The organism is Symplocastrum torsivum, from assembly GCF_059505465.1.
On the sequence record NZ_JCACKQ010000002.1, the window covers coordinates 118008 to 130623 of the forward strand.

At 46.2% G+C, this 12616-nt stretch carries 10 protein-coding genes; 5 read left to right on the plus strand and 5 right to left on the minus strand.

Features of this window, described 5'->3' with window-relative positions; genetic code table 11:
* The first annotated feature begins 22 nt into the window (after window positions 1-22).
* Window positions 23-1819, plus strand: coding sequence for a M61 family metallopeptidase (locus AC5JL3_RS01135; RefSeq protein ID WP_496072732.1), 1797 nt, complete (start codon window positions 23-25; stop codon window positions 1817-1819).
* Between the two features lie 192 nt (window positions 1820-2011).
* Here the strand turns inward: AC5JL3_RS01135 and AC5JL3_RS01140 are convergent, their stop codons facing one another.
* Window positions 2012-3496, minus strand: coding sequence for a cytochrome P450 (locus AC5JL3_RS01140; protein ID WP_496072733.1), 1485 nt, complete (start codon window positions 3494-3496; stop codon window positions 2012-2014).
* Between the two features lie 233 nt (window positions 3497-3729).
* Here AC5JL3_RS01140 and AC5JL3_RS01145 point away from each other — a divergent pair, with 233 nt between their 5' ends.
* The 3 genes from AC5JL3_RS01145 to AC5JL3_RS01155 all read left to right on the plus strand — a co-directional run bounded on the left by AC5JL3_RS01145 (window position 3730) and on the right by AC5JL3_RS01155 (window position 5969).
* Window positions 3730-4590 (plus strand): prohibitin family protein, encoded by an 861-nt coding sequence (locus tag AC5JL3_RS01145; protein ID WP_496072734.1) that lies wholly within the window; start codon window positions 3730-3732, stop codon window positions 4588-4590.
* A 403-nt stretch (window positions 4591-4993) separates the two neighbouring features.
* Entirely contained in the window at window positions 4994-5482 is a 489-nt protein-coding gene (locus tag AC5JL3_RS01150) for a 2OG-Fe(II) oxygenase (RefSeq protein WP_496072735.1), read from the plus strand.
* 205 nt (window positions 5483-5687) lie between these two features.
* The gene (locus AC5JL3_RS01155; protein WP_496072736.1) at window positions 5688-5969 is read left to right on the plus strand and encodes a hypothetical protein; all 282 of its coding nucleotides are present in this window, start codon (window positions 5688-5690) and stop codon (window positions 5967-5969) included.
* Between the two features lie 83 nt (window positions 5970-6052).
* On the opposite strand, the gene AC5JL3_RS01160 is transcribed toward AC5JL3_RS01155, so the two are convergent.
* From AC5JL3_RS01160 to AC5JL3_RS01170, 3 genes are all read right to left on the minus strand, one after another.
* Complete coding sequence (locus AC5JL3_RS01160) at window positions 6053-9664, minus strand: tetratricopeptide repeat protein (protein ID WP_496072737.1); 3612 nt, start codon at window positions 9662-9664, stop codon at window positions 6053-6055.
* Window positions 9665-9851: 187 nt separating this feature from the next.
* Entirely contained in the window at window positions 9852-9965 is a 114-nt protein-coding gene (locus tag AC5JL3_RS01165; protein ID WP_496072743.1) for an SDR family oxidoreductase, read from the minus strand.
* Window positions 9941-10183, minus strand: coding sequence for an SDR family NAD(P)-dependent oxidoreductase (locus tag AC5JL3_RS01170; RefSeq protein ID WP_496072738.1), 243 nt, complete (start codon window positions 10181-10183; stop codon window positions 9941-9943). The genes AC5JL3_RS01165 and AC5JL3_RS01170 overlap by 25 nt, the downstream gene beginning before the upstream one ends.
* Window positions 10184-10263: 80 nt before the next feature.
* On the opposite strand from AC5JL3_RS01170, the gene AC5JL3_RS01175 reads away from it, so the two are divergent.
* Window positions 10264-12195 (plus strand): ABC-F family ATP-binding cassette domain-containing protein, encoded by a 1932-nt coding sequence (locus AC5JL3_RS01175; protein ID WP_496072739.1) that lies wholly within the window; start codon window positions 10264-10266, stop codon window positions 12193-12195.
* 43 nt (window positions 12196-12238) lie between these two features.
* Here AC5JL3_RS01175 and AC5JL3_RS01180 read toward each other — a convergent pair.
* On the minus strand, window positions 12239-12616 hold a 378-nt coding region (locus tag AC5JL3_RS01180; RefSeq protein ID WP_496072740.1), incomplete at its 5' end, for a transposase.

A 12616-nucleotide genomic window follows, 5' to 3' on the forward strand; every position in this document is an offset into this window, starting at 1 on the left:
TCGCTATAAAGCTAATTGCTAAATGAAGACTGAAGCAACAACCGTTCGCCCCACTGGGGTACCTAGCACTGTACCAGTAATTTCCTACCAAGTGGCAATGCCACAACCCGAATCGCACCTGTTTGAGGTGACGCTGACTGTGCAAGGTTGGCAGGAATCAGTACTGGACTTGAAAATGCCAGTTTGGACTCCAGGCTCTTACCTAGTGCGGGAGTATGCTAAACATCTCCAGGATTTCTCCGCTAAGGCGGCTGAAAAAGGACAGCCATTGCCTTGGCTCAAACTGGGCAAAAATCACTGGCAAGTTGAGACAGAGAATGCTTCAGAAATAACGGTATCTTATAGGGTGTTTGCCAATGAATTGTCCGTGCGGACAAATCACCTAGATGCGACTCATGGCTATTTTAATGGGGCGGCATTGTTCTTCTTCATTCCTGGCTTTCAGCAACAACCGAGTCGGGTAACGATTGTGCCTCCTAAACCGGATTGGTGTGTAACAACACCTCTACTAACTGTTTCAGGAGAAACTAATACATTTGAGGCAAAAGACTTTGACACGTTGGTAGATAGTCCGTTTGAAATTGGTCAAGCGCAACTATATGACTTTGAAGTGCTAGAGAAACCGCATCAACTCGCAATCTGGGGAAAAGGCAACGCTGACCCCGATCGCATTATTGCGGATACAAAAAAAATTATTGAGGTCGAAGCCGACTTGTATGGGGGTTTGCCCTATGAGCGTTATCTATTTTTGCTGCATCTTGCTGCTACTGGTTTCGGCGGATTGGAGCATAAGGATAGCTGTTCCTTAATTTACCCTCGTTTCGGTTTTCGGAATAAGGAGAAGTACAACCGCTTCATGCAGTTGGTAGCACATGAGTTCTTTCACTTGTGGAACGTCAAGCGGATTCGCCCGAAAGCGCTGGAGACGTTTGATTATGAGCAGGAAAATTACACAACGTCTCTATGGTTTAGTGAGGGAACGACGAGTTACTACGATTTGATAATCCCCTTGAGGGCAGAGATTTACGATGCCAAGACTTTCTTAGAGGGCTTGAGTAAAGAAATTACACGCTTGCAAACAACGCCAGGTCGTAAGGTACAGCCGCTGAGTGAGTCAAGTTTTGATGCTTGGATTAAACTTTATCGACGAGATGCCAATAGTGATAATTCTCAGATTTCCTACTACTTGAAAGGGGAAATGGTTTCATTCTTACTAGATTTGCTAATCCGTACGCGACATGAAAATCAGCGATCGCTCGATAATGTAATGGCAGTAATGTGGCAGCAGTTTGGTAAAGACGAAATTGGGTTTACCCCCGAACAACTGCGGGATGTGCTTGAGTCGGTAGCACAGGCAGATTTGGCTGACTTCTTTGAGCATTACGTCGATAGTACTGACGAGTTACCGTTCGATGAGTACCTGCAACCGTTTGGCTTACGGCTTCATAGCTTCGAGGAAGACGATGCCGCGCCATTCTTCGGTGCAATGGTGAAGACGGAGAACAATCAGGAGGTTATCAAGTTTGTCGAAGCGGGTTCTCCGGCTGGGGTAGCAGGTATTGATGCAGGTGATGAGTTGCTAGCGATTGATGCCATACGAGTAACTGCTGAGAGCTTAAGCGATCGCCTAAAAGACTACAAGGTTGGTGATACCATCCAAGTAACAGTCTTCCACCAAGACGAATTGCGTACCCTACCTGTAAAATTGGCACAACCACGACCCAGCCGCTATCAGCTTGTACCTGTGGAATCTCCCTCGGATGCTCAAAAACAGATGTTTTCTGGCTGGTTAGGGGTAGATTTGTTGGCAATTCGCTAGAACTTACAAAGGTAGGTTTTTTAGCTTGGGATGTTGGGGAGGTCGGGAAACGGAAGTAGCACGTTAATATACATAAACTTCGGGAGTTTTTCACTCATCAGCCCACCTCCCCATTCCCTCATCACCCTATTTTCCCCAGTGGCACAAACAACCACTACTTAACCCCCAAGAACTTTGAGGTTAGGAAGAGGTCTAGTATTCAGACAAGTTTACCATCTCTCGCACGTTACCACGTACACCACCCACACCCTGAGCAAACTGGCGATCTTGCTGATGAACCACCATCGGCATCCCATTTTTTGATCCCATAACAATTAACCCAAAGCGATCAATGCGTGACTGGGGCAGAAGTTGCAGTCGGTAACGTTGTAAAAGCATTGCCAGTATAATTTTGATCTCCATCATCGCAAAGGCTGCACCGATGCATAGACGCTGACCAGCGCTGAAGGGATTGTATTCATAGGGTGTAGGTTCGATTGTCTCCCAGCGCTGTGGGCTAAATGCCTCAGGATTGGGATAGAGTTCAGGCATATGGTGGGTCTGGTAAATGCTGACAAATACCTCTGTTCCCTGAGGCAAAGCATAGCCTCCAAGTTCAGTTGGTTTTGAGGTGACACGCCCATTCCACGGTACTGGTGGCAAGACTCGCATACTCTCTTTGATGACTCGCTCCAACAACGGCAACTGTTGCAACTGCTCGATGCTTGGGGCTTCACCCTGTAGGACACTCTCTAGTTCATCAAGCAAGTCAGCAGCTACCTCTGGGTGCTGTGAGAGGAGAAACAGCGTCCAAGTCAGAGCATTGGCGCTAGTCTCGTGACCAGCACCAAAGATTACGCTAACATGACCAAGCAGTTCATCCTCGCTCAATCCAACACCACTCTCCGCATCACGAACCTGCAGTAGCATTGACAGTACATCCCCCTCATCTGTGTCTGCCGCCCGTTTTCGCGTAATGATCGCACGCATCTCTTCGTCAAGTTGCGCCATCAGATTAAGCAAGCGGTGGTAGGGCAATCCTGGTAAGTCAAAGGGCAATAAAGCGATCGCGGGTGTTCCTAATAGACTTAAGGCATCCTGTATGAGTCTCCCGGTATTACCGCCGCTTTCAGTAATGTCACAGCCAAATAGCGTCTTGGTTGCTATACGCATCGTGAGGAGTCGCATTACCTCAGCAATGTCACAAGATTTATCAATTGCCATTTGGTCAAGTATCGATTGAGTGATAGCAACCATATCGTTGCGATAAGACTCGATCCGTTGTTTATGAAAGGCTGGCATCAGAAGCTGGCGATGCTGTCGGTGCTGATCACTATTGACACCAAATAACCCTACACCAAAATGCTTCAGGGGTTCAGTGCGTGGTGAAAGGTCCTTCTTGCGGTACAACTTCCCTGATAAGGCATGTTTGTAGTAAATCTCATGCTGGGTTGAGACTTGGCGAACCAGTTCCGATCCATAGGCAAACACAGTACCAGGACAATTGGGAAGCGGTGAATAGATATTGGTGCCCCCACCTTCTATTAGGGAGACGACTGAACCATAGGTCTGGAAGAGCTTTTGGGTGTAGCCGATTGAGTCTTTGGCGAAGAGAAACACATTGGCGGCACGCCCAAAGATTGGTGCTGGAGGAGGACCAGGGACTTTTAGACCAGAATTGTATGTGGTCACTGTCATCGTTGTCTCCTTGGGTGGGAAAATCTAATTAGGACAAGTGTGTTTTTAGTCGTTTTGACCTAAGCGTAACGCTATGTGATAGGTTTGCTGCAAAAACTTTTAAGCTTCTAACGCCAACTAGTATCTGAAGAACCACAATTTCTAACTCCTGACCTAAAGATCGATGCTCAAGCAAGTCTGGTCTGAACATTGTTAGGCTGGAAATAGTCCCCAGTGGCTACATACAAGGAGTAATGGTCTTGAAGAATCAATATTCACAAAATTGGCAAGCATTAGTCGGGGGGATTTTAGCAGCAGCACTCCTTCTTCTGAGCTTTAGTTCCTTTGTGATCATCAACCCAGGTCAGGCTGGAGTGATCAGCATCTTGGGTAAAGCTAGGGATGGAGCTTTACTAGAGGGCATCCACATCAAACCGCCACTGATTTCAACTGTAGATATCTACGATTTGACGGTGCAAAAGTTTGAAGTCCCGGCGCAGAGTTCTACCAAGGATTTGCAGGATTTGTCCGCTAGCTTTGCGATCAACTTCCGTCTCGATCCAATCAAGGTTGTTGAAATTAGAAGGAAACAAGGCACGTTGCAGAATATCGTGTCGAAAATTATTGCACCCCAAACACAGGAATCTTTTAAAGTTGCGGCGGCGAGAAGAACTGTTGAGGAAGCGATTACTAAACGGGAGGAACTCAAACAAGACTTTGATACGGCTTTAGGCGATCGCTTAGATAAGTACGGCATCATCATACTTGATACCAGCGTTGTTGACCTGGCGTTCTCCCCAGAGTTCTCCAAAGCAGTTGAGGAGAAACAAATCGCCGAACAAAGAGCGCAAAGAGCGGTCTATGTAGCACAGGAAGCGGAACAAGAAGCGCAAGCAGACATCAATCGTGCTAAGGGTAGGGCAGAAGCTCAACGACTTTTGGCTGAAACCCTCAGAGCGCAAGGCGGTCAGCTAGTTCTTCAGAAAGAAGCGATCGAAGCTTGGAGGCAAGGCGGTTCTCAGATGCCAAATGTCCTAGTGATGAGCGGTGACTCAAATCGCAGTGTGCCTTTTCTCTTCAACTTGGGTAATTTTCAGCAACCGTCTACTCCTTAGTGACTCAGTATTGTAAGGGCGTAAGGCGTTCATTGGTGTCAACTTAAGACGAGGGCGACTGGAAGTCGGGGCTACAAAAACCAAGTCCGCCTGCGCGGACTGATGAAAAACCTTGGTTTTTGAAACCTGCTCCAGGCAGGTGCGTATTAGTGTAGCTGCGGTTTCAACTGCCAATTCTTCTTAAATTGAACACCAATGAAGGCGTTGCGCCCCTACAGAGCGTATATTGCATATGTCTTACAACTAACAGCGTTCCCTTAATTTCTTGAGCTACTATAACCAGCAGCAAAATGCTTTTTCACTTAAATACCTCAGTAAGTTGGAGAGACAAATTCTCACTTCCCCTTACTTTGCAGTAAACAACCTAAACCGCGACTTTGTAGGGACTAAGGGATTTTCAGTTGTGTTTCAGCGCTCAGGATTAGGCGAAGTTGAACAACGCTTTCCCTTCTTCAAAACTTATTTGAGTGTTGCTCTGCAATCAACGTGTAACGCCTTCTATCTCAATCCACTCCTACTAACAACAGGCTCTCGTGTAGACCCCCACATTGATCGGAGTTTGCGCTCCTACTGCAAAACTATTGAACCACCAGCGCTTGTCAGCGTCCTTTATGTCCAGGTGCCACCAGTTCTCCAAGGAGGGGAATTGGTACTACGCCACAACAAACGCCAAGTTGGTCAAATCCGTCCTCAATTGAATACGTTGCTTTACTTTCAGGGTGATTTGACTCATTCGGTTAATGAAGTCACAACTCCAGGAACTCGCCTCAGCTTAGTTTGTGAACAGTACAGCTTGAGTGAAAGTGAACTCCAGGAGATTCCAGAGTTTACCCTTGAATCTAGGGCAATTCAATCGAAGGGTAAAAGAAAAAGGGTCAAGGAATCTGTCTGACCTTTGTCCCTTCCGCTTTCACCTTTCTCTTGATTTGGTTGATTGAAAAAGCGATCGCCGCTCTCTTCCATTCCCAAGAGAAGGACTGAGACAAGCAGAAGAACCCACTTTCTCACTTCGTTATGATGATTTCTTCCCAACGTTTTAAAAAGTTACGACTAACGAGTGAAAGTTGAGCATCCCAGAACCGAGTACGCTTAGATTCATGGAAAATAGCTTATTCGATAAAACTTTCCGAGACAGTGAGGGCAATATTGTTATTGCTCAACCGCCAAATCTGCCGCTTTTGGTTGGAATTACAGCAACTGTACTCAAATTAATTGTGAAAAGTGGCAACATCCATACAGGTCTAGACGCAATAGCTTTTGGCTCTTTGTTTACTTGGGCGTGGCAGGAGCTATTCGAGGGCGTTAACTACTTTCGTCGGGCGCTAGGTTTACTCGTGCTGATTGGCGTAATCGCTTCGAGGTTCTCCAACAACTTCTGAGTGTTCATCTGCTGTTGAGCATTCTTAGAGAGAGCAAGGAAAACAAAAAAGCTGATAGCTGACGGCTTTCTGCCACATCACAACTACTCTCTGGTCGCTTTCATCCTTACCTTAGTAGGAGGGGGTGAAGCCGTTGGTGCCTTGCCGTTTGTGCCATTGCCATTAGTCCTGAATAACTGCCGGAACCGCCTATCCTCTGCAATTGCCTCAAAATCAGGGTCAGTTTTTGCCTCTGCTCGATGGCTGGGATTTAGTTTGATTGCCTTCTCCAGGTTTTCAACAGCTAACTTTCCTTGTCCTTGTAGGGCATAGCAGGCAGCTTTGTTGTAATAAGCTTTAGCAAAATCCGGTTGAATCGCTAAAGCGCGATCAAAGCTATCTAGTGCCGCGTCATCACGCTCTAGATTAATAAGCATATCTCCCCGGTAGTTCCAGGCTTTAAAGGAGTCAGGATTGAATTCAATCACTTTGTCAAAGGAAGCAACAGCGTCTTCATATCGTTCTAGCGTCCCTAAAGCTAAGCCTCGATTCAACCAAGCCACAGCATCATCAGGCTGAGCCTGAACCGCTTGATCAAAGGACTTGAACGCCTCCTCATGCCGTTGTAAGGTTCCTAGAATCACCCCACGATTGACCCAGGCTTCATGATAATCAGGTTTGAGTTCAAGGGCCTTGTCAAAAGACGCGATCGCATCTTCAGGACGCTTCAACCGTCCCAGAGTCATGCCTCGATGCAGCCAAGCTTTGTAGTCGTCAGGTTGGATTTGCACCGCTTTGTTGAAAGCTGCGATCGCTCCTTCATATCGCCGTAATTCCTTCAATGCAATTCCTCGGTAGTACAAGGTATCAGCATGATCAGGTTCGAGTTCAAGTGCTTTGTCAAATGAGCCAATCGCTTCCTCGTACTGTTGTAATTCCCATAGAGCAACACCCCGTTGATACCAAACGTGATGGTGATCGGGTTTAATATCAAGGGCTTGCTCATAGTTTGCGATCGCGTCTTTATAACGCCCTTGAGAAAATAACTCATTCCCCTGATTGACGTAATCATCTGGGTTCAGGAATAACTGAGGATGGTTAGATTTGAGGCGTTCCAGTTGTTCAGTCAAATCTTGGATTTTCTCAGTCACTTCTGGGACAACTGCCTCTGTAATCGAGGCGGCTGAAAGTTCAGCCAGTTCCTTCAAGATTTGCTCCTTCTGGGTTTGAGCATCTGAGGCAACTTCAGAAAGCTCTGCCGCCAGTGTAGTCTCCAATTTGTCTAGATTCTGAAGCGTTAAATCCTTGCGAGTTTGAATTTGCGATTGCAATTGTGAAACTTGAGTTGTTACCTCAGTCTCTAATTGTTTTAAGCTCTGGAGGGTTTGCTCTCTCCGTTCTTGAACTCCTGAGTGCGACGTTGAAACCTGAGTAGTAAACTCGGTTTCTTGAGTTTTCAGGTTCTGGAGAATCTGAGCCATCTGCTCTTGAACCTGTGCCTGTAATTGGGCAAATTGAGCTGTGACTTCAGTCTCTATTCGTCCTAAGCTTTGTAGAGTTTGCGTCTGCTTTTCTTGAACCCCTGAGTGCGAGGCTGAAACCTGAGTGGTAAACTCCGTCTCCCGATTTTTCAGGTTCTGGAGTGTTTGAGCCATTTGCTCTTGAATCTGGGACTGGAGTTGGGCAAATTGAGCTGTAACTTGAGTCTCTATTTGTTCTAAGCTCTGTAGAGTTTGCGCCTGCTTTTCTTGAACTCCTGAGTGTGAGGTTGAAAGCTCAGTGGTAAAGTCAGTTTCTTGAGTTTTCAGATTTTGGAGAATCTGAGCCATCTGCTCTTGAATATGCGATCGCGATTGTGAGAGTTGAGTCGCTATCTCACTGCCTAATTGCTCCAAATTCTGAAGAGTTAAATCCCTCTGCTGTTGAGCTTTTTGTTCTGCTTCGGCTTGAATTTCAGCCAGATGAGGAGAGAACTCAGTCTGTAGCGTTCTGAGGTTTTGCAGGATTATATCTCGTTGCTTTTGCGCCTCTAACTGAAGTTCACCCAATTGAGCCGCAAACTCAGTTTCTGATATTGCTAGGTTCTGTAGGACAGCATCTTTCTGTCTTTGAAGATCAGACTGGTGTTCCGTAAACTGAGGGGTAAATTCGGCGCTTAATGCTTCTAGATTCTGGAGGATTAAGTCTCGTTGCTGTTGAACATTTGCCTGGAGTACAGATAGTCCAGCTTCAAACTCGGTTTCTGATTGTTTCAAGTTCTGTAGGAGAGCCTCTTTCTGGGCTTGGACATCTCCCTGAATGGCAGCAAGTTCTGGGGCAAACTCTGCGTTTGCTTTTTCCAGGTTTTGGAGAATTAACTCTTTGTGGTGTTGGACATCTGAATGCAGTTCAGAGAGTGCCGCCGCAAATACTCTCTCTGAGGTTTGTAGGTTTTGTAGGATAGTATCTTTCTGTGCTTGGACATCTGCCTGAATGACAGAAACTTCCGGGGCAAACTCTGCGCTGAGTTTTTCTAGATTCTGGAGGATTAAGTCCCGTTGCTGTTGAACAGTTGCCTGAAGTTGAGACAGTTGAGTCGCAAACTCAGCTTCTGATGTGGCTAGGTTCTGTAAAACAGTATCTTTCTGTGCTTGAACATCTTCCTTAATAACCGAAAGTTCGGGAGCAAAATCTGCGCTGAGTTTTTCTAAGTTTTGAAGAATTAAATCTCGTTGCTGTTGAGCAGTTGCCTGGAGTTGAGACAGTTGAGTCGCAAACTCAGCTTCTGATGTGGCTAGGTTCTGTAAAACAGTATCTTTCTGTGCTTGAACATCTTCCTTAATAGCAGAGAGTTGTGGGCTAAATTCAGTGCTGAGTTGTTCTAGGTTTTGTAGGATTAAGCCTTTTTGTTGTTGGGCATCTGAATGCAGTGCCGAGAGTGCTGCCGCAAACTCGATTTCTGATGTTTCTAGATTTAGTAAGACGGTATTCTTCCGGGCTTGAACATCTGTCTGAATAGCAGCAAGTTCTGGGGTAAATCCAGCGCTTAGTTGTTCTAGGTTCTGTAGAATTAATTCTTTTTGTTGCTGGGCATCTATGTGCAGTTCAGTAATTCTCGCCGTAAATTCTGACTCTAATTTTTCTAGCGCTTGTTTAGCCTCTTGAATTTGCGCCTCTAGTTCAGTTAAAGCTTGTTTCTTGGACTGAGATACTTCTGAGAGAAGCTGGGATAAATGTTCTCGTTTTGACCCAAGCTCTTGTTGAAAATTTTCTGCCTCAGTATTAATCTCCTCGCCAATTTCTTCCGTCTCTTGGAGGAGGGTTTGAGCTTGTTGATTGGCACTCTTAATTTTACCTTCCAAGTCTCCTACTTCATTCAGGTGCGTTCTCACAAGCTCTGCAACTTCTCGAATCACCGCCCGCCGCAACAGGAACAAGGCAACGAGTGAGCCAGCTAAAAGCAGCGCTAAGGTTGCCAGCATAATGTTGAAGAGGGTTGTTGTTCGGGTAAAGGCACGACTTGCCTCAACCTGAACCTGCTCGCTGATGCGCCTTTCTTCTCGCAATTGCTCCAGTTCTTGCCGCTCCTGATTGGAAATTACTGAGGTGGGGGTTGATTCCGGGGCGTTTGGGTTGCCAGACTGGGCATTGGCAAGGTCAACAGACAGCAAGAAAGTTGAGAGGATGACACTGCATTGCGCCAGCCATGCGAAGATACCTAGATTCTTGTGCTTCATGAGAACTCCCTTTGCCTGTTGGTCAGGTTTGGCGATCGCTTACAGAAATCACCATAAATTTAGTGACTTTAGTACTAGGATATCTGGTGCGTCTGCCAATCGGAGTTCATTAGTGTACTCTCGACTTAAATGGGTGACAGCTTACGAAAAAAACCCAATTTATGCTCTTCACAGCCAAAATCCCTCGTCAAGCCGCTGTGTAGCCACCATCTACAAACAGCACTACACCTGTTACATAAGACGATGCATCCGAGGCTAAAAAGACAACTGGCCCAACTAACTCCTTCGGTTTACCCCACAGCTTTGACGCTGAGAGATATCAACAAAAGTCGCAGCAGCAACACCGCCAGCCTCATTGATTACCTGCGCCGTCTCAAGAGCCTCTGCCACAGACAAGTCGCAGATAATAACTTTTGCCCCGAACTCGGCTAAACCCTCAGCCATACATTTTCCCAGTCCACGCCCCGATCCAGTAACAATAGCGACCTTCCCAGACAGGTCAAACAACTTCGCGTTCATAATGGTTTTCAGGTGCTTCTAGTTCATTGAATCAGTCACCTGTACTTTTTTCTATCCTCTGCCTCAGTTAATTTCACCTCATGAGTATCTTCACGCTGCAATCTGTTCAAAAAGACTTTGGCATCAAGGAAATCCTCAAAGAGGCAAGTTTTAGTCTAGATGCCACGGATAAAGTCGGCTTAATTGGCACCAATGGTTCTGGTAAATCTACGCTGTTGAAGATGATTGCCGGACTAGAGCCAATTGACGGCGGTCAACTCTTGGTCAATTCTGGAGTGAGAATTGTCTACTTACCTCAACAGCCAGACTTGGATGAAAATCACACTGTCTTGGAACAAGTGTTTGCAGACAGTGGAGATCAGATGACGCTGGTGCGTGAGTATGAGGAACTGTCCCACAAATTAGCTCACGCTCCAGAGGATAGCCAACTGATGGCGCGATTCTCCCGTGTGATGCAACAAATGGAAGCGACGGGCGCTTGGGAACTGGAGACAAAGGCGAAAATTATCCTGACTAAGTTAGGAATTGAAGATTTCGATGCCCGTATTAGTACTTTATCTGGTGGCTATCGTAAGCGCATCGCCTTAGCGGCGGCTCTGCTTTCCGAGCCGGATGTGTTACTGATCGATGAGCCGACAAACCATCTGGATGCAGTGTCGGTTGAGTGGTTACAGGATTATTTGAACCGCTACCGAGGGGCAATTCTCCTGATTACCCACGATCGCTATTTTCTAGATCGCGTCACCAATCGCATTCTTGAAATCGACCGAGGCGACCTCTACACTTACTCTGGCAACTATTCTTACTATCTAGAGAAAAAAGCGTTAGCAGAAGAGTCAGCCGTCAGTAGTCAACGGAAACATCAAGGCGTCTTGCGGCGGGAGTTGGAATGGCTCAAACGAGGGCCCAAAGCACGTAGTACTAAGCAAAAAGCTCGGATTGACCGCGTCCACGATCTGCAAGCCACTGAGTTTAAACAAGTTCAAGGTAAGGTTGATATTTCTACTCCTGGTCGTCGGATTGGGAAAAAAGTTATTGAGGTAAAGAATGTCTCTAAAGCCTACGGTGGACGCACTTTAATTAAAGATTTCACCTACGAATTTAGCCCTGATGACCGCATTGGTATTATTGGCGGTAATGGTGCAGGTAAATCTACGCTGATGGACATCATCACCGGACGCATTCAACCCGATTCAGGCAGTGTTGAAATTGGTTCAACTATTCACATCGGTTATTTTGACCAACATTCAGAAGAATTACTGGATGCGCTTAATGAAAATCAGCGGGTGATTGACTACCTCAAAGAAGTTGGGGAACTTGTCAAAACGGCAGATGGCACAGTGATTACAGCTTCACAAATGTTGGAGCGTTTCTTGTTTCCTGGCAACCAGCAATATGCACCGATTAGCAAGCTTTCAGGCGGTGAAAAGCGTCGTTTGTTCCTACTGCGGGTGTTGATGAGCGCACCCAATGTGTTGATTCTTGATGAACCGACGAATGATTTGGATGTGCAAACGCTTGCAGTATTGGAAGAATATCTAGAAGAGTTTAACGGCTGTGTGATTGCCGTTTCGCACGATCGCTATTTCCTTGACCGTACTGTAGAACGAATCTTTGCCCTTGAACCAGGCGGCAACTTGCGTCAGTATCCTGGCAACTACTCAGTATATCTAGATTACAGGCAGGCAGAGGAAGCCGAAGCATCTCAACAGAGTGCTAATTCTCAAGCGAAAAAAGCAGAATTGCCTAAAGCTGAAAAGTCAGACAGGCAATCTTCAAGTAATGGTAAGTCCCGCAGAATCTCAAATTGGGAAAAGCGAGAATTTGAGCAACTAGAAGGTAAGATTGCCCAACTAGAAGCAGAGAAAGCTGAGGTTGAAAAAGCCCTGTATAATGCACCGCCAGGTTCTTCTACAAAGGTGCAACAACTTTATGAACAGGTGGGATCTTTGACAAAAGCGATCGACGCGGCAACTGAACGCTGGATGGAGCTAGCTGAGATGGAGTCTTAATGGAAATGTAACTAGTGCATCGCGGCAGAAGTAACTGACCACCTCAGCTAGCTCTTGGATAACCCTTGAACTTCCATTGAAATGGCTTAGCGATCGTTCGGTTAAAGTAGTCGATGAAAGCTAGAATGCGATCACATAAATCTTGAACTGAGGTGAAACTGGCTCGTTTGAGCAACCGTCGCACCAAAATACTGAACCAACACTCAATTTGATTGAGCCAGGAAGTATGTTTAGGGATGTAGACGAAGCGAATGCGATGAGTTGGATCTGCAAGAAAGGCAGCGCGTGTGGTCATCGATTCCAGGATGCCCAACTTTCCCTTGATACCCAAGTCAATGTCAAGTTGGCAGTACTTGGCGACTAAGCGAACCAAAGACTCAGACTGATGGATATTTAGTTGGTCAACGATGAATATCCACCC

Coding starts and splice junctions, on each gene's coding strand:
- AC5JL3_RS01135 (WP_496072732.1), top strand. CDS start 23: ATGAAGACTGAAGCAACAACCGTTCGCCCCACTGGGGTACCTAGCACT.
- AC5JL3_RS01140 (WP_496072733.1), bottom strand. CDS start 3,496: ATGACAGTGACCACATACAATTCTGGTCTAAAAGTCCCTGGTCCTCCT.
- AC5JL3_RS01145 (WP_496072734.1), top strand. CDS start 3,730: ATGGTCTTGAAGAATCAATATTCACAAAATTGGCAAGCATTAGTCGGG.
- AC5JL3_RS01155 (WP_496072736.1), top strand. CDS start 5,688: ATGGAAAATAGCTTATTCGATAAAACTTTCCGAGACAGTGAGGGCAAT.
- AC5JL3_RS01160 (WP_496072737.1), bottom strand. CDS start 9,664: ATGAAGCACAAGAATCTAGGTATCTTCGCATGGCTGGCGCAATGCAGT.
- AC5JL3_RS01170 (WP_496072738.1), bottom strand. CDS start 10,183: ATGAACGCGAAGTTGTTTGACCTGTCTGGGAAGGTCGCTATTGTTACT.
- AC5JL3_RS01175 (WP_496072739.1), top strand. CDS start 10,264: ATGAGTATCTTCACGCTGCAATCTGTTCAAAAAGACTTTGGCATCAAG.